This is a genomic window from Allobosea sp. CRIB-10 (assembly GCF_900112185.1).
GTDB lineage: Bacteria > Pseudomonadota > Alphaproteobacteria > Rhizobiales > Beijerinckiaceae > Allobosea.
The window spans coordinates 1-18,224 of record NZ_FOKP01000007.1; the positions used below are offsets into that span (position 1 = coordinate 1).

Annotated in this window: 11 protein-coding genes and 1 pseudogene; 9 read left to right on the forward strand and 3 right to left on the reverse strand. The window is 64.4% G+C overall.

Annotated elements, in window-relative coordinates:
- Positions 1 to 191 (reverse strand): annotated as a pseudogene (locus BMZ69_RS32105) (integrase); the annotation flags it as partial.
- A gap of 834 nt (positions 192 to 1,025) precedes the next feature.
- On the reverse strand, positions 1,026 to 1,844 hold the full coding sequence (locus tag BMZ69_RS11190) for an IclR family transcriptional regulator (protein WP_244543320.1): 819 nt from the start codon (positions 1,842 to 1,844) through the stop codon (positions 1,026 to 1,028).
- A 95-nt stretch (positions 1,845 to 1,939) separates the two neighbouring features.
- Here BMZ69_RS11190 and BMZ69_RS11195 point away from each other — a divergent pair, with 95 nt between their 5' ends.
- The 9 genes from BMZ69_RS11195 to BMZ69_RS11230 all read left to right on the forward strand — a co-directional run bounded on the left by BMZ69_RS11195 (position 1,940) and on the right by BMZ69_RS11230 (position 17,158).
- On the forward strand, positions 1,940 to 2,704 hold the full coding sequence (locus BMZ69_RS11195) for an enoyl-CoA hydratase/isomerase family protein (RefSeq protein ID WP_092156907.1): 765 nt from the start codon (positions 1,940 to 1,942) through the stop codon (positions 2,702 to 2,704).
- 44 nt (positions 2,705 to 2,748) lie between these two features.
- A complete protein-coding gene (locus tag BMZ69_RS11200) occupies positions 2,749 to 4,320 on the forward strand; it encodes a class I adenylate-forming enzyme family protein (RefSeq protein ID WP_092156716.1) in 1,572 nt (523 codons plus the stop codon).
- Positions 4,320 to 8,294: a hydantoinase B/oxoprolinase family protein gene (locus tag BMZ69_RS11205; protein WP_092156717.1), complete on the forward strand. Its 3,975-nt coding sequence runs from the start codon at positions 4,320 to 4,322 to the stop codon at positions 8,292 to 8,294. Before BMZ69_RS11200 ends, BMZ69_RS11205 begins: the two co-directional genes overlap by 1 nt.
- Complete coding sequence (locus BMZ69_RS11210) at positions 8,291 to 9,388, forward strand: ABC transporter ATP-binding protein (protein ID WP_092156718.1); 1,098 nt, start codon at positions 8,291 to 8,293, stop codon at positions 9,386 to 9,388. Before BMZ69_RS11205 ends, BMZ69_RS11210 begins: the two co-directional genes overlap by 4 nt.
- Before the next feature lie 99 nt (positions 9,389 to 9,487).
- Positions 9,488 to 10,570, forward strand: a complete 1,083-nt coding sequence (locus tag BMZ69_RS11215; protein WP_092156719.1) for an ABC transporter substrate-binding protein — start codon at positions 9,488 to 9,490, stop codon at positions 10,568 to 10,570.
- 75 nt (positions 10,571 to 10,645) lie between these two features.
- A complete protein-coding gene (locus BMZ69_RS11220; protein WP_092156720.1) occupies positions 10,646 to 12,412 on the forward strand; it encodes an ABC transporter permease subunit in 1,767 nt (588 codons plus the stop codon).
- Between the two features lie 672 nt (positions 12,413 to 13,084).
- Positions 13,085 to 13,333, forward strand: coding sequence for a hypothetical protein (locus BMZ69_RS31105; RefSeq protein ID WP_139219033.1), 249 nt, complete (start codon positions 13,085 to 13,087; stop codon positions 13,331 to 13,333).
- A 121-nt stretch (positions 13,334 to 13,454) separates the two neighbouring features.
- Entirely contained in the window at positions 13,455 to 14,450 is a 996-nt protein-coding gene (locus tag BMZ69_RS11225; protein ID WP_175506764.1) for an ABC transporter substrate-binding protein, read from the forward strand.
- A 500-nt stretch (positions 14,451 to 14,950) separates the two neighbouring features.
- A complete protein-coding gene (locus BMZ69_RS11230) occupies positions 14,951 to 17,158 on the forward strand; it encodes an ATP-binding protein (protein WP_175506765.1) in 2,208 nt (735 codons plus the stop codon).
- On the opposite strand, the gene BMZ69_RS11235 is transcribed toward BMZ69_RS11230, so the two are convergent.
- Positions 17,122 to 17,841: a response regulator gene (locus BMZ69_RS11235; protein WP_092156723.1), complete on the reverse strand. Its 720-nt coding sequence runs from the start codon at positions 17,839 to 17,841 to the stop codon at positions 17,122 to 17,124. The genes BMZ69_RS11230 and BMZ69_RS11235 overlap by 37 nt on opposite strands.
- Between the last annotated feature and the right edge of the window lie 383 nt (positions 17,842 to 18,224).

The following is an 18,224-nucleotide window of genomic DNA, read 5'->3' on the forward strand; positions in this document are numbered from 1 at the left end:
CGACCCGCTACGACAAGCTCGCCAGGAACTATCTGGCCTCGCTCTGCCTCGCCGCTCTCGTCGCCTACTGGCTGCGTTGAGTCTCGACCATAGCGAAACATGAACAGCCAGCGTTTTGCGCCGCTTGCGTCAATCCACAGATAGAGGCCGCTGCCATCGCTATGACGCCCCGGCGTAGTCAAGGTCGCCACCCCTCTCGCCGAGAGCCTGTTGACCTCGCGTCCCACCGTCACCCCACCTCGGGGCTGTCATTTCATGGCACGGCACGACGAAGCAATACTTTCCACTTTTGTTCACGCAGTGTACCCACCGCGTTCACGGCATGGCACGCCCTGGCAGTTCAATTACGCGGACTCCCTGTCTGCCACTTTTTCCGCTCTAACTAGTTAATTTTGCTGACAAATACCTGATTCAATTGCCGAATTTTCCTGAAATCGATCGCGCTACTTTTCATGTCATGGCGGGCGCGATGAAGGGCCTCCATGGCGGCGTCAGCCATGCGCTTTTGCTCCGCTGCCCTTGTGTGGGGCGCGATTTCCTTCTCGCTTTCGTGGTTACTGATCGCCTTGATCTGCTGGTTCGTGCAACCGGCTTCCGCCAGCCTTCGGGAGGCCCCTTACGCAGGCCGTGCGGTGAGCAATCGGGCGGCCGGCCATCGCAAGGATCCCGCATCCAGTTGCCGGAACCCTTGTTCGTGAATGGCCGTCCGTACTCCGTGACGAGAAGGGTCATGTTCTCCCTCAGCGTCTGGCCGAGCACCGACCGCAATCTCAGATGCAGGGGAATGCCAGGTTCTGCGCCGGTCTTCTGCTGCCGGATGTGCCCCCCGATCGGCCGCGTGGACCAGCTGAAGGGCGCCCAAATTCGGTGTCATGCATTCCGCGGTCGAAAGGCCCACCTGCGGCTATCCTCAGGAGCGAGCCCGCAATCGCTCTTGGTGCCCTACAATGGATACAGCGGAGCTGACCGCAGGCATGCCGCCTGGCGCCGTGAGGCAGACCGGCTCGGCCTCGCGGACCTGCTGATCATATCAGGCTCGCGACACTCTGCGAGACGGAGGTTGCAGCGGCCACCACAAGGGGCGCAAAGCGTTCCGTTGCCTCTGCCGGCGAGTAGCGGGCGCTCGACACGCTGATATTGAAAGCGCAGACGGGTTGTGCCTTGGCGTCGAGAACCGCAGCTGCGATCGACAGGTCGCCCTGATAAAACTCTCCGAACGCGGTTGCATAACCCTGCGCTGCCGAAACCTCCAGCTTCCGCAGCAGCGCGTCCATCGTGCACGTCGTCGACGCCGTGTACGGCTTGAGCTCGCTCAGCTCCAGGATCGCCCGGGCTTCGTCCGAGGGAAGGCGGGAGAGCATCGCAATTCCCGGAGCGGTGCAGAATGCGGGCATCTTGGCGCCGACGACGAGATCGCTGGCAAGCACATGTCGGCTCAGGAATCGTGAAACAAAGGTGATTTCCGTTCTGTCTAGAACGGTTAGATTGACGGTCTCTTCGGTCTCGCGGCTTAGGTGAAGCAAATATGGCCTTGATCCTTCGATCAAAGAGCTCGACCGAATGTAATTATACCCGACATTCAATGTTTTTGATGTCAGCTCAAGGTGCTTTGTTTTCGGATTTTTCTTTAGATAGCCCAACTTTGTGAGCGTGTGCGCAAAGCGTTGTGCTGCGCTTTTGTCGAGTTCCGTCACATCCGCAATCTCCGCCAGACTCAGGCTTGGCCGTGCGGGGTTGAATGCCTCCAGGACCCTGAAGGCCTTGTCGACGGAACGCACCATCAGGGAGTCCGTGCGGTCGGCGCTGCCTGTCGCGCCCCGTCCGCGTCTCGATTGCTCCGCCATGAAGCATTCCCCCCAGCTTGCCTCTGGTTGACACTATCAGAAAAATTACAATACACTGTGTCATATTATAATGCAATACGAAAATGGAAGCGCCTGTGGCTGTGGGAGTTGTTGAAGAGCTGCGGAATGGGGTCGCGTTGATCCGACTCGACAAGCCCGAGGTGCTCAATGCCTGGGACCGGCCGATGCGATCGCGCCTCCTCAATGCGTTGCGTAGTGCGGACGCCGACCCGCTGGTTCGCGCCATAGTCCTGACAGGTACGGGGGAGCGTGCGTTCTGCGCTGGCCAGGACTTGCGCGAGGCCAAAGGCTTCGATGCCGAACTAGCCGAAAGCTGGATCCGGGAATGGGAGGCGCTCTATGACGCCATCCGTTCGCTCACAAAGCCGCTGGTGGTTGCGCTCAACGGGCTGGCGGCCGGCTCGGCCTTCCAGGTGGCTCTGCTGGCAGATTTCAGAATCGGTCATGCCGGCGTCCGCATGGGGCAGCCCGAGATCAACTCCGGCATCGCGAGCATCACAGGCCCCTGGATCATGCGCGAAATCCTCGGCGTCGCGCGCACCGTCGATCTCACGCTGTCCGGTCGCATGATGGATGCGGAGGAGTGCTTCCGTATCGGCATCATCAATCGATTGGTCCCGCGCGAGCAGGTGCTGGGCGAGGCGCTGGCGCTGGCACACGAGCTGGGCGCGAAGGCGCCGCTCGCCATGAGGCTCGACAAGCAGTGGCTGCGGGAGATGACGGAGCCAGGCTTTCGCACCTGCATAGCGGCCGCCATTCGTGCCCACCGCGAATCCTATGCCTCGGGCGAACCAGCGCGGAAGATCGACAGCTTCCTGAACCGCGAGGCGCGGCAGTGACCGCGCCGTTGCCTCCAGCGCCTCCTGCCTGTCAGGACACTCCGATGGGGCGCGCTCCGGAGGGCTTTGTCGACCTTCTGCGCTTGTGTGCGGCAGCGACGCCGGAGCGCGTCTTTGCCCGTTTCGATGGCAAGTCCCTGACTTTTCGTGAGCTCGATCGCCAGTCGGATGCCTGTGCCGCGAGTTTGCGGCGGCGCGGCATCGGGCCGGGGGACCGCGTCGCCGTTATGATGCGCAACTCGCTCGCCGTGCTGCCCTTGTTGTTCGGCTTGGCGAAGGCCGGTGCGGTCTGGGTTCCGCTGAACCCTCGCCAACGCGGTGAGGGTCTCGACGATCTCCTGGAGAACAGCGAGCCTCGTCTCGTCTTTGCCGATGCCGATCTACTCCCGGCGCTGGCCGCGAGCCGGTTTGCACCTGGCCGGGCTGCCGTCGTGTCGAGCACGCCGGTCGAAGGCGTCGCTCTGCTCGCTGAGATGCTCTGCGGCGAGGAGGGCTTCACAGAGGCGGCGCCCGATCCGCTTTCGCCTTTCGCGCTGATGTATACCTCCGGGACCACTGGTCGGCCAAAGGGCGTGCCGGTTTCGCATTCCATGCTGCGGATTGCGGGCGAGGCTGCGGCAATCGTCTCGGCGATCCGCGCCGGCGACGTCCTGTTCGTTTGGGAGCCCCTGTTCCATATCGGCGGCACCCAGCTTCTGGTGCTGCCGCTGATGCACGACGTCAGGCTCGCCATGGTGGCGAGGTTCAGCGCGTCCCGCTTTTGGGACGATGTGCACAGCGAGGAGGCGACGCACATCCACTATCTGGGCGGCATTCTGCAGATGCTGCTCAAGCAGCCCGCGCGGGCGGACGACCGCTCGCATGGGGTCCGCATCGCCTGGGGCGGCGGCTGCCCACCCGACACCTGGACCAGTTTCAGCCAACGCTTCGGCGTCGAGATCCACGAATGCTACGGCATGACGGAGACGTCGAGCATCACGACCTGCAATCTCGACGGGCCGGTCGGCTCCGTCGGTAGGCCGCTGCCATGGTTCGATGTCGTTCTGCTCGATGAGGGCGGCCGTCCGGTGGAGCAGGGGCAGCGCGGCACCATCGCCGTGCGTTCCAAGCGTCCCGGGGCGCTCTTCGCCGGCTATCTCGGAAATGAGGAGGCCACTGCGGTAGCGTTCCGAGATGGCCTTTTCCATACCGGCGATATCGGCCGCTGGGATGAGGCCGGAAATCTGCATTTCCTCGGACGCAGCAGCGACAGTGTCCGTTCCCGTGGCGAGAACATCTCTGCTTGGGAGGTGGAGCGCGTCGTCGCACGTCATCCGGCTATCGAGGATTGCGCGATGATCGGCGTGCCGAGCGAGCTTGGCGAACAGGACGTCAAACTCTTCGTCAAACCCAAACCGGGCTGCGTGGTCGATCCCGCCGCCCTTTCCGATTGGCTCGAAGAGCGCCTCGCGCCCTACCAGATCCCGCGTTTCATCGCGCAGGTCGACGACTTCGAGCGTACCCCGAGCGAGCGCATCATGAAGCACAAATTGTCGAAGGCCACCACGGATTGCTGGAAGCGCGACACGCGCTCGCAGGAGCGCCACCCCGCCGCGGCCACGGCGGAGTCACGGTGATGGTGCAGCCTTCTACTCTCACCATCCGCATCGGCGTCGACATCGGCGGCACTTTCACCGATCTCGTCGGCGTTCGCTCGGACGGCAGGCTTTACGTCGAAAAGGTGTTGTCCTCAGTCGACGATTACAGCCGCTCGATAGCGAAGGGCATCGAGATCATTCTGCGCCGCGCCAAGCTGGAGGCCGGCGCGGTGACGGAGATCGTCCACGCAACAACCGTGGCTACCAACGCGATCCTCGAGGCTCGCGGCGCCAAGACCGGCCTCATCACCACGGCTGGCTTCCGCGACGTCCTGGACATGCGCCGACATCGACGGCCTGACATGTATAACCTGGATTGGGTCAAGCCACCCATCCTCGTCGAACGCCATCTGCGTCGCGAGGTGGGCGAGCGCATCGACGCGCATGGCGACATCATCCGGCCTCTTGATGAGAGTTCGGTTCACGTGGCCATCGACCGGCTTCTTGCAGAGCAGGTCGAGTCCTTCGCTGTCTGCCTGATCAACGCATTCGCCAATCCCGTGCACGAGCAGCATATCGGCCGGATCCTGCGCGAACGCCTGCCCGGCGCCTCGATCTCTCTGTCCTCGGACGTCCTGCCGGAGGTGAAGGAGTACGAGCGCACGAGCACGACCTGCGTCAACGCCTATGTCCGGCCGGTGATGCAGCTCTACTTGACCAGCCTCCAAGGACGCCTGGCTGAGATGGGGATCTCGGCACCGCTGCTGACGATGCAGTCGAATGGCGGCATCATCAGTGCCGGGATCGCCTCGGAACGCCCGGTCAACATCATCGAATCCGGTCCGGCAGCCGGAGTGATCGGCGGCGTCGCGACGGCAGCGCAAGCCGGCGAGTTCAAGGCCATCACCTTCGACATGGGTGGGACCACCGCCAAGGCCGCATTGATCGAAGGCGGCGAAGCGACACGGATTGGGAGCCTCGAAGTCGGCGCCGGCATCTCAAGCTTCAGCCGCTTGACCACCGGTGGCGGCTATACGATCGGCACCCCGTCGATCGACGTTGCGGAGGTCGGCGTGGGCGGCGGCAGTATCGCTTGGCTCGACGAGGGTCGTTCGATCCGGGTTGGACCACGCAGCGCCGGCTCCACCCCCGGCCCGGTCTGTTACGGGCAAGGCGGGACCGAGCCCACGGTCACCGATGCCAATCTCGTGCTCGGCCATCTCAACCAGACGCATCTCGTCGGCGGGACCCTTCCGGTGGATGTCGCAGCCGCACGGCGGGCGATCGCTCGGGTGATCGCCGAGCCACTCGGTATCAGCGTCGAGGATGCCGCCTATGGCATCATTGCGGTTGCAAATGCGGGGATGATCAGGGTCATCCGCGCGATCTCCTCGGAACGCGGCCAGGATCCGCGCGATGCAGCCTTGATCTGCTTCGGCGGCAACGGCCCCGTCCATGCCGTCGAGCTCGGACGTCAACTCGGCATGCGCAAAGTCGTGGTGGCTCTGACTCCAGGCGTGTTCAGCGCCTATGGCTTGCTGCACACGCCGATCGAGCACAGCTATTCGAGGTCGACCTACTGCGCGCTCGACGACGCCAACCGGCCTGGCATCGAAGCAGCGTTGGCCGAACTCGTCGCCATGGCCGGCCGCGACATGCAAGAGGCGGGCTACGGCAGCGTCGACGTCGCCTACCGTGTCGAAGGCGACCTGCAATATCGCGGTCAGGGCTCGACGATCGGCACGCGCATCGCTGAAGGTGCCGCGACGCTGGACGGGCTCGATGCGGCGCTTGCGCGCTTTCATGATGAGCATCAGCGCATGTTCGGATACTGCATGCGTTCAGAGACGGTCGAGCTCGTGACGCTGCGCCTTTCCGCACGCATCCTGCAGGACAAGGATGCCGTGCCCGGCGGCTATCGGCTCGATCGCCCTCACCGGGTTTCCGAAGGCGAGCGGCGTCGCATCTATTGCGGTCCCCATATCGGCCATCTCGACGCGGACGTGACGACGCGCGAAGGCGTCGGCAATACGCCGCTGCAGGGGCCGGTGATCGTGGAGCAATACGACACCACGATCGTCGTGCCTCCGGGCTCGTCGATCTCGCGCGGTGACGACAACACGCTGACCATCGACATTTCCACGCAAGCGGACGGATCCTTCGGGGATGAGCGCTTTGACGGCGTTACGCGTGAGCTGGTGCGTCACGGCCTCGAAACTCTCGCCGACGAAATGGCTCTGACGCTGATCCGCACCTGCCGTTCGCATCACGTCAAGCATACCGGAGATTTCTCGACGGCACTCGCCGACGCCGAGGGGCGGCTGCTCGCACAGGGGATGACGATCCCGCTCCATCTGGGAGCGATGCCCGATGTGATCGAGGCGGTGATCGCCCGCTATGACGGCGATATCCACGAGGGCGACGTCTTCGTCATGAACGATCCGTTCGGCGGAGGCATGCACCTGCCGGACATCTTTCTGGTGAAGCCGGTATTCGCCGAGGGGCAGCATGTCGCCTTCACGGCCGCTATCGTCCATCACCTCGATATCGGCGGCAACACGGCAGGCGGAAATTCCCCGCTGAACACCGAGACATTTGCAGAAGGGCTGCGCATCCCTGTCCTCAAACTGTACCGGAAAGGGCAGGCCGATCCCTCGATCCTGCCCATCCTGCTCGCGAATGTTCGCGTCCCCGACAAGGTGCGCGGTGATATCGATGCCCAGCTCTCCGCCTGCGAGCGCGGCGCCCGGGACTATGCCGCCTTGGCCGCCCGCTACGGCGTCGCCAACCTCAAACGCTACGAGAACCAGCTTCTCAGCGCTTCCGAGGCGATCGCACGAGACACGATCCGTGCGATCCCGGATGGAAGCTACGCGTTCGAGGACTTCCTGGACGACGACGGAATAACAGATGATCCGATCCGCATAGCGGTGAAGATCACAATCAAGGACGACGAAGCCCTCGTGGACTGCACGGGTAGCGCACCGCAAGTGGCTGGCGCGCTCAATGCCACGCTTTCAGCCACGAAGAGCACGGCCTATCTGGCCTTCCGCTGCCTGATGCCGCCCCATGCGGCGACGAACTCGGGCTATATGCGGCCCATCACCGTCATCGCGCCGGAAGGCACCGTGCTCAATGGCCGCAGCCCGGCGGCCGGCGCGGCCCGCGCCATCACCACCTACCGGCTGATGGACGCGTTGTTCGGTGCACTGGGCAAGGCGCTGCCCGGCCGCATCATGGCGGCGGGCGATGGCGGTTCGCTCCTTCATACCTTCTCCGGTCATACTTCGACCGGTAAGCCATTCATCTTCGTCGACATGCTGCGGGGGTCGTGGGGAGCCCGGCCCTCTGCCGACGGGCTCGACGGCACGTCCCTCGCTCTCGCCAACGCCTCGGCGGTCCCCGCCGAAGTGGTCGATCTTGAAGGGATCGTCCGGCTCGAGCACTGGAGCTACGTCCCGGACTCTTGTGGCGCCGGGCGGTTCCGCGGGGGGATGGCCGTGATGCGCGAGTATCGCTTCCTCGCCGATGCGGGAAAGCTGCAATATCGCTCCGAACGCCGAAAATTCCTGCCCTATGGTGTCGCTGGCGGCGGACAGGGCACGCCCTCCTTCGTCTTGCTCGACCCCTATGGCGAGCCTCAGATCCTGCCGGGAAAGGGTGAGATCAGCCTGCGCAAGGGCATGGTGATCCGGGTTTGCCAATCCGGTGGCGGCGGCTACGGCTCGCCGCTCGACAGAGCGCCCGAATCTGTGGGGCGCGATGTGCGCGACGAGCTGGTCGGAATCGAGGCCGCCAGGGAAATCTACGGCGTCGTCCTCACCTCGCCGTCGGGAGCGATCGACGCGGACGCGACAGCCGCCCTGCGCGCCCGGAAAAGGGCGGCTTCAAGCGAGGCCGGCGAAGCAGGCGTCGTCCCAGCGAGCGACGTCGATCTCGGTGAAATCGTCGAGAAGGCCGGCAGGTTGATGGAGCGCTCCGTTCCCGTTCTCCTCAGGAAGGTCCACGGATGACGCGCGAAAAAGTCGAAGCGACGCTCGGCGCCAGCGTCCAAATTCGAAACCTCAAACTGATCTACGGAGACTTCACGGCTGTCGACGATGTCTCCCTCGACATCGCGCCCGGCGAGTTCCTCACGATGCTCGGTCCGAGCGGCTCGGGCAAGACAACGACAATGATGGCAATAGCCGGGTTCGCGCAGGGCTATTCGGGTTCGATCGCGATTGGTGGCCGCCGGGTCGATGAGTTGCCGCCGCACCGACGCAATATCGGCGTGGTCTTTCAGCATTTGGCGCTGTTCCCGCACATGACCGTCGCCGACAACATCGCCTTTCCCCTGGTCATGCGTGGGGTTTCGAAGGGAGAGATCGCGGGACGCGTCCGGCAGGCTCTCGACCTTGTGCAGCTCAAGCAGCTTGGAGACCGGCTTCCTGCGCAGCTGAGCGGGGGCCAGCAGCAGCGCGTGGCGATCGCCCGTGCGCTCGTGTTCTCGCCGCCGCTATTGCTTCTGGACGAACCGCTTGGCGCGCTCGACCGCAAGCTGCGCGATACGCTCCAGCTCGAGTTGAAGGAGCTTCACCGTAAGCTCGGCATAACGATCGTTCTGGTTACGCATGATCAGGTCGAGGCGATCTTGTTGTCGGATCGGGTCGCCGTAATGAACGATGGGCGGATCGCGCAGATCGCGACCCCAACCGATCTCTATTTCTCGCCCGTCAATCGGTTCGTCGCCGATTTCGTGGGAGAGTCCGTCTGCTTTCCGGCCACTGTCCGCACCGTCGATGGTGACCGTTGCGGCGTCGAGGCTTTGGGCGGGCAACGCTTTCAAGCCCGTCACCTCCACGGCCCCAGGCCGGGCGAGACTGTCGAGATCATGCTCCGCCCCGAGCATGTCCGTCTCGACGAGCAAAGGGGCATGGAAAACGCGATCGAGGGAACGGTCATCGACAGCATCTTTCTCGGCGATCACAGCAGGGTGCGGGTCGCAGTCTCCAGCGCCGATACCATTTCAGCCGTGGTCGACAATCGCGGCACGTCTCGCGGCTCAGGCGAGCGCGTTCGGGTCGGCTGGGCCGCGGCCGATGCGTTGGTTCTGCCTCCGAACTGATCTAGAGTGTATCGCATTTCGATACGATCACACTTATTGCAATAGATTGTGTCACGGCATAGCCTTAGGCGATCAAAACAAACATGGGAGGGGACACTCATGAGCGACCGCAGCTTGACGAGGCGCGGGGTCATCGGCGCGTTCGGCGCGATGGCGCTGGCACAACCTTCATCGGTCTCGGCTCAATCGAATGAGCGCATCGTCGTTGCCTCCTATGGCGGACGGATGCAGGACAGCCAGCGCGCGGCCTATTTTGAGCCGTTTGCAAAGGAAACCGGCATCGCAGTCACCGACGCGACGGGGATCACGCTCGCCAAGATCAGAGCGATGGTCGCCAGCAAAAACGTCGAATGGGACGTCTTCCTCGCTACGCATGAGGAATTGGTGTCGCTCGCCGAAGCGGGGCTTCTCGAGAAGATCGACTACGGCCAGCTGAGCAAGGCGACGATGGGAGAGATAGACCCACGTCTCGTCCACGAATATGGCGTCGGGTCGCAGTATTATGCCTCGGTCATCGCCTATAACACGCGAAAGTATAGTAAGGACAATCATCCGAAGAGCTGGTCGGATGTATGGAACGCCACCAAATTTCCGGGGCCGCGTATTCTTCCGGCGGGAAGCTACCAGCTTCGCCCCATCGAACCTGCACTGCTGGCCGATGGCGTGCCGGCTGAGAAGCTGTACCCGCTCGACCTCGAAAGAGCCTATGCAAGCCTGAGCAAGATCCGACCAAATGTCATCAAATGGGTCAGCTCCGGCAATGCCGCACCGCAGGCGCTGGTCGACGGCGAGGCAGATATCGCCATCGCCAATCACGGCCGGATCGCGCAATTGCGGGACGAGGGCGCGCCCGTCGACTATGTCTGGGATGGCGCGGTCGTGACCGGCTCCTTCTGGGCCATTCCGAAGGGCGCCAAGAACTACAAGAACTCACTCAAGTTCATCGAGTTCGCTTCGCGAGCCGATCGTCAGGTCGATTTCGCCACCCGCATGCCCTACGGCCCGTCCAACATGAAGGCTTCGGAAGCGTTGCCGGCGAAGCTTGTCAGGGACAATCCTGTCGCGGCGGAAAACCGCTCGAAGGTGATCTTCATGGATGCGCACTCCTGGGCGCTGAAGACCGGCGGAAAATCCGTTCTGGAGCGCAATATCGAGATGTGGAACCGCTGGATCCGCACGTAAACGCCACTCCCTCCGCCGGCGGCCGAGACCCGCCGGCGGAGGGACACGGATCGCAACCGGGATGCGAAACTGATCATGAGCACCCCTAAATCTCGCCGATTTCGCTTCCTGTCATCGGGACCCGGACTGCTGTTCCTGCCTGCGCTGGCTTTTCTTCTCGTCACTTACGTCCTTCCAATCCTCGGCCTTCTGATGAAGAGCTTCGGAAATGAAGGTTGGACCCTGCAGCACTATGCGGACGTCATGTCGGATACGCTGTTGTGGGGCGTATTCGTCAGTACTTTCGTTCTGGCGCTGGAGGTGACGATCATCTGTGCCGTGATCGCCTACCCACTCGCATATGCGGTACTGCGCATGTCTGCGCGGACACAGAAGCTGGTCCTGCTTCTGATGCTCATGCCGCTTTGGACCAGCGTTCTCGTGCGCGCCTATTCATGGATCGTCCTGCTCGGCAGGCAGGGCATCGTCAATAATGCGCTGCTCGGAATCGGCATCGTGCCGGAGCCGCTACAGATTCTCTATGGCCGCTTCGCTGTTGCGCTCGGCCTCGTGCATCTTCTCATCCCATTCGTATTCTTTCCCCTCTTCGCCGTCATGCGTCGCTTCGACGGCAGGCTCCTGGCGGCGGCGGGTAGCCTTGGGGCCAATCCTGTCGTCGCCTTCTTGCTTGTTTTTCTGCCGCTCACACTGCCCGGCCTGTTCTCCGGCAGCCTGATCGTCTTCCTTCACGGTATCGGCTACTTCGTGACTCCCGCCATTCTCGGCGGGTTGAAGGAAGTGACCTATGTCATGCTGATCGAAGAGCAGGTAAACAACCTGTTCAATTGGGAGCATGCAGCCGTCATGGCGGTCATCCTCCTCGTCGCGACCCTGATCATCGTGCTCGTCTGTGCCCGCTCGCTCGGACTGATCGAAGGCGGCAAGAATAGTTCGCCGAAGCCGGCCCGTGCCTTCGTGCTCCTCCTGCGTGCTGTCGGCATAGTCCAGGCGCGGCTAGGTGCACGGCCGAGCAGGATGGGAAAACACTCGGTCATGCATTTCACCGGCGTTGCCTCCGATCTGATGGGAAAGACCTTTGCCGTTCTAACTCTACTTTTCCTGCTGACGCCGATCTTCATCCTGCTGCCGCTGAGCTTCAGCGCATCCCCGTTCTTGCGGTTTCCCCCGTCTGACTGGTCATTGCGTTGGTACGAGACGTATCTGTCGCGTCCGGATTGGACCGGGCCGACGTTCACGAGCTTGCAGGTTGCGTGTGTCAGCGCGCTTCTCGTAACGACATTGGGGCTTGCCGCCGCAGTGGGCGTCACACGCTCGCCTTCGCGTCTGGCCCAATTCGCGCTCGCGCTCATGCTGTCACCAGCGATGATCCCGACGCTGATTATCGCGGTCGCACTTTATTTCCAGATGTCCGCGATAGGGCTCGCCGGCAGCAAGGCCGGCTTGGTCATCGCTCATCTCGTCATCGGCCTTCCAATCGTCGTGCTGATCCTGATTGGTGGTCTGAGAAACGCTGATCAGCGCCCGGAAATGGCGGCACGCAGCCTGGGTGCGTCGCCAACTCGCGCCTTCATGAAGACGACGTTCGTCATGATCAGGCCCAGCATCATCGCTGCCGGACTCTTTGCCTTCCTCGCATCGTTCGACGATGTCACCGTGGCCCTCTTCATCAGCGGCACTTCGGCGGTGACGCTGCCGGTGAAGATGTGGGAGAGCGTCCGGCTGGAACTCGATCCAACGCTGGCTGCGGTATCCAGCGTGCTGGTGCTGCTCTCGATCGCTCTTCTCTCGATGTCGGAGTTGGCGAAACGTCTCGGCAGAAAAGCAGACTCGTCACAAGGTTGAGATCGCAATCCGGGACCGGCGGGGCCCAGTCCGAGGTACACAAATTGCTGTTCATCGAGACAGGGTAGGCAATCCGCCGGAGGGCTGCACAGGCGAATTCCTCCAGTGTCGACTGGGCATTGGGGGATGTGTTGGACTTTGTCTTGCAAGGTCCGTGAAACGCTATTGCACTTATAGTAGTGTGTCTGTTCCGGGCTCTGGCGGCGTCGACGCTCGAGCCGACGAGCCGAGCCGACTTCAGTATGCGACGATTTTCGATACGCGCTGGCTGGAGCCAAGCTGAAGAGCGAGCCTGGAAAGGAACCGCGGCTGCCCAAGTGACGGATCGGAATCGCGCCTCGGGCCAAGACGCGCAATCGTCGAGAACCGTCATGCGGGGTGTCATAAAGGAATGCCCCCAATCTGCCTCAAGGCCACGATCTCGCACCACAATTCGCAGCCGTCGATGAGCGCGCTCGCGAAACCGGCGAAATTTGCCGCGCCGGCAGGTGAAGCGCCGGCCTCAGCCCTTGCGTGCATCGGCGAGGCGCAGTGCAAAAAAACCGGCCGCCACGCAGCAATGAGGGCGGCCAAGAGCCGATCGGCGGGCTTCGGCTCGCCCTTGAAGGCGCCGGCAGCGGCGCTTGACAGGCGTCACGCGAGCCCGAACCCTACGGGTGCGTTGGAGGGCTGATGAGGGTGACGCGTGCCAACATCAAGATTTTCGTCACGGCCACCGCGCTGGGCTGTCTGTCGACAGCGGCGCCGGCCATGGCGATCGAAGGGCGATATCGCGTCGAAGGCCGGATCACGGCCGAGAAGCGCTATGCTGGCGAGGCCATCCTGCGCCGCAGCGGGGAGGTCTACGGCATCTACTCTGCAGCAATCGCCGAACGCGCAAGAGACCACGCCCTCAAAGGAAAAGTCGAACTCAGATTCTGAAGAAGGCGCGGAGGCACGGCCGACCTACCGCACATCGCCGCCCCTCGACGCGCCCCGGGGGGGGGCATGTCAAGTTGTCTGCCAGGGGCGGCCGGCCTCCCGCCTTCATTCGGTTCGCGACATGCATCGCCGCTCCCTTCTGGCTGCCCTGGCAACATGCGGTTTTGCGACAACGATGCGCACGGCCGGATCGGCTGAGCCTGCGAAGCGGGTTTCGATCATGGTCGGGCTGCCGCTTGACCATCCCATCGCGCGCACGCGGCTGGCCGAACTGCATCAGTTGCTGGGCGAGCGGGGCTGGCTCGATGGCCGGAACCTGCGTGTGAGCGCGCGATTCTGGGGGACAAGCGCAGCTGATCTGGCTCGCGCCGCGGCCGAGATCGTCCGCGACAGGCCCGACATCATCGTCGTCGGCTCCAGCACCGAGACGGCGGCCGTGCTGGCCGAAACCCGCCAGATTCCTGTCCTGTTCGGGACGGCATCCGATCCGGTCGGAAGTGGCTTCGTGCGCTCGCTCGAACGTCCCGACGGGAATGCGACGGGCTTCAGCAACAACGATCCCGTGATGTCGGAGAAATGGGTCGAGCTGCTGAGCGAGATCGCCCCGGGGACACAGCGCATCGGCGTGGTCTTCAACCCACGCACGACACCGGCGGCCGGCGCGACCTATCTGGCGCTCCTGCAGGCGGCCATACCCGCGGGTGCGGCGTCCTTCGAGGTTCTCCACGTTACCGAGCCTTCCACCATAGACGGCGTCATCACGGGGTTCGCCGCCAAGGGAGCCGGCGGGGGCCTGATCTTTCTCCCCGACAGCTTCACCTTCCGCAACGCGGCACTCTGCACCGCTGCCGCAGCGCGGGTGGCTCTACCCGCCGTCTATCCTTTCGACACCTTCACTCTGCAGGGCGGGCTGATGTCCTATGCCGGCGCGCGGGAGGAGACGGGCGAGTTGATCGCCTCCTATATCGATCTCATCCTGCGCGGCGCCAATGTCGCCGAGTTGCCGGTGCAGTTCTCGCGCAGCTTCGAGCTGGTCATCAACGAGAAGGCCGCTGTTGCCCTGGGCTTGATCCTGCCGGCATCGCTGCGGATCCGCGCGCAACGGATCCTGTCGTGACGGCGCCGGATGCGGCAGAGCAGGGCGGCCCGCCCCGCCAGCGCAGCGAGCTCGCCCGCAAATACGCGATCTTCGTGGGGGTGGCGATCTGCCTCGCGCTCGGCCTCAGCACCGCGATCGCGACATTCTTCGCGTTCTCTGATCAGCGAGCGCTGCTGGTCCGGGTGCAGCAGGAGCAGGCGCGAGCGGCCGCCCAGAGGATCGGGACTTTCGTCGCCGGCATCATGGACCATCTCGACTGGTCCTCGCAAAGCGGCGCCAGCGCGAACTCTTCCGAGGAGCGCCGGCTCGACGGCCTGCGGCTGATGCGGCAAGCGCCGGCCGTCCTGGAACTGCGCCAGATCGATCAGGCCGGGCGCGAGCAGCTCTCGCTCTCGCGCTCGGCGCGGGATCGCGTCGGCAGCGGCACCGATTGGTCGACCGACCCGGGCTTCCAGGCCGCACTTGCCCGGGGCAGTCATTACGGTGAGGTCGAGTTCCGGCGCGGCTCGGAACCGCATATGGTGCTGCTGCGGCGAGCTGCGTCGCCGCCGCAGTGGGTCGCGCGTGCGACCGTCAATCTCGTCTTCATCCGGGAACTGGTCTCGCGGCTCAAGGTGGGTGAGGCGGGGCGCGCCTATATCGTGACGCGCTCGGGACGGTTGATTGCCCATCCCGATCTGCGCTTCGTGCTCCGGAACACCAATCTTGCCGGCCTCGTCGGCGCGCATGAGGCCGCCGGCGCGCCCGGAGCGGGGCTGTCGGTGGTCGATATCGAGGGGCGGCGGGTCCTGTCCGTCATGGCCGCGGTGCCCGACCTCGACTGGAACGTGGTGATCGACCTGCCGGAGAGCGAGGCGTTCGCGCCGATCCATGCGTCGATCCTGCGCTCGCTCGTGCTGCTGGCGCTGGCTCTGCTCGTCGCGGTGCTGGCCGGCATTGCCCTGAGCCGGAAGCTCGTCGCACCGATCAAGACTCTCGGCGAAGGTGCCGCACGGATCGGCCGGGGCGAGCTGGATGCGCGGATCGACATCCGCACGGGCGACGAGCTGCAGCAGCTGGGCGAGCAGTTCAACGTGATGGCCGAGCGCTTGGCAGAAAGCCGTGCCGTCCTGGAAGACAAGGTTGTCGAGCGGACCGCGGCTTTGGCGAAGGCCTTGCAGCTGGCCTCCGCCGGGCAAAAAAAGGCGGAAGAGGCGACGCGGGCGAAATCCCGGTTTCTGGCTGTGGTCGGACACGACATCCGCACGCCGCTGTCCGGCGTGCTCGGCGTCCTCGAACTGATCGACCGCCGGCGCTTGAGCCAGCGCGACCGCCGCCTGATCACCATGGCTGCGACTTCCGGGGAAGCCCTGGTCGATCTCGCCAATGCGACACTTGACCTGTCGCGCCTCGAGGCCGGAACCGAGGGTATCGACCGGCGCGACTTCGATCTCGGCGCTCTCCTGAACGCGGCGGTGGCGCTGATGCGGCCGCAGGCGGAGCAGAAGGGGCTCGCCCTGACGCTCCGTCCGCCACCGGCCGTGCTGCGCCTCCACGGCGATGCTGGCAAGATCCACAGGATCCTGATCAACCTGCTGCGCAATGCGATCAGCTTCACCGAACAGGGCGAGATCGTGCTCGGGTCTGACTTGCAGCGCGTCTTCTCACCCGAGGGGTTCGAGCTGACATTGGAGGTGCGCGATACCGGCATCGGCATCGATCCGGCGATGCAGCCGCGGATATTCCAGGATTTCGTGCAGGTCGATCCGGCGACGGGGCGGCGCAACGGCGGCGTCGGCCTTGGCCTGGCGATCTGCGCCAAGCTGGCGGAGTTGATGGGCGGTTCCATCTCCGTGATCAGCCAGAAAGGGGAGGGCAGCACCTTCCTGGTCAAGCTGCCGATGGCGGTGGCCAGATCCGCGGCCCGGCCGGGCGAAGTCACGGCCGGACAGCTGCAGCGTGTCCTCGTGGTCGACGACGATCCGGTGACGCGCGAGGTCGCGCGTTTGATGGTCGGCAAGGCCGGCCACAAGGTGCAGGCCGCGGCTTCTGGCGAAGCGGCTTTGAAGACGCTCGGCAAGCGCAGCTTCGATCTCGTGCTGCTCGACATGCATATGGGCGGAATCGACGGAGTCGAGACCGCGCGGGCGATCCGCGGGCTGCCGGGTATCGCTCAGCCCCGGATCGTTGCCCTCACGGCGGACGTTTCCCCGCAGACGATGCGGCGCATGCGGGCGGTGGGGCTGACCACGATCCTGTCGAAGCCGATCACCTCCGTGGCCCTGCTGCAGGTGGTCGGACATGGCGAGCGCCATGGCGGCCGGAGTCCGAACGTCGCCCTCTCCGGCGACGGGCCGGTCGATGCGGGTTTCTTCCGGGCCCAGCGCAGCCTGATCGGGGAGGCGCGCACGCGCCAGCTCGTGACACTGTTCGCGAGCGTGTCGGAGACGATCCTGACGGGGATGCGAGCTGCTTCGCGGGCCGCCGACCGCGCCGAGCTGAGACGGCTGGCGCACCAGCTGGCGAGCTCTGCCGGGGCGGTCGGCCTCGGCCGGCTCTTTGCCATCGCCAACGCGCTGGAGCGCGATGCGCGGGATACCGGTCCCGAAGCGCTCGCTGCCGCGGTCGAGATGCTCGGACAGGCGAGAGACGAGGCGCTGGAAGCCTTGACCGAGCTGGCAGGCGAAGCGCCTGCCACGGCACCAAGTTCTCAGACGTCGCGTTCCACAGGCACGCCGATCTTGTAGCCCATGCCGCTGACGGTCGCGATGACGCCCGATTTGCCGGTGTCCCCGAGCTTCCTGCGCAGACGCGCGACCAACGCATCGACGCTGCGCGCGTCGACATCGGTGAAGCGGTTGCTGATGACCTCGATCAGGTAGTCGCGGCTGAGCGGATGGCCGGCACTCTCGACGAGGGCGGCGAGCAGGTCGAACTCGCCCCGCGTCAGGCGGATGGGATCGCCATTGATCGTCGCGAGCTCGCGGCGCAGCAGATCGACGGTGAACGGGCCGAAGGTGGCGACAGTGTTGCGGCGCGCCATGTCGCGCTCGATCCGGCGCCGGCGCAGCAGCGAGCGGGCTCGGGCCAGCAGGTCGCGCAGATCGACGGGCTTGCTGACATAGTGATCGCCGGCGAGCTCGAGGCCGACGATGCGGTCGACGTCGGCGTCGCGCTGCGTCACGAAGATGATGCCGGCATCGGAGACCGACTGGAGCTCGCGGGCGAGCTCGAAGCCATCGCCGTCGGGCAGGACGACATCGATGAAGATCAGGTCCGGCCGGACGCGCCGGACCGCTTGCCGCGCCTGCACGACGGTCTCGGTTTCCTCGACCTGGAAGCCCTGGTCGGTGAAGTAGCCCGCGATGACCGTGCGGGTGACGGGATCGTCCTCCACGATGACGAGCCGTTCCTGGGAGGTTGCATCCATCAGCTCTGAATTCCCTCGCCAGCCGGTTCGGTCCGCTATGGCTGGCCGCGCGGACGATTCAACAGGACGCACCGCACCGCAAGCGTAAGGGAGCCCGATTATGGACGACCGTTCACGCCGCAGGCGAAGGCCGAGCCTTCATCCCCGACAATATCACATCACCGGCATGGAGCAGAGGCGCGCCACCGCTTGCGCGCGCGTCCTGGCGCCGAGGCGTTTTCGACGTGGGCGTGGGGGGGCACGGAGATGCCGAGCCTGTCGGCGATCTGGGCGTCGGACAGGCCGTCCGCGACATGGCAGAGGCAGTCGCTGTCACGGGGCGTCAGGGCAGGCCGCGCCCCGGCGAGTAGCATGGTTGGTTCATGACTAGGCGAAGACCAGAG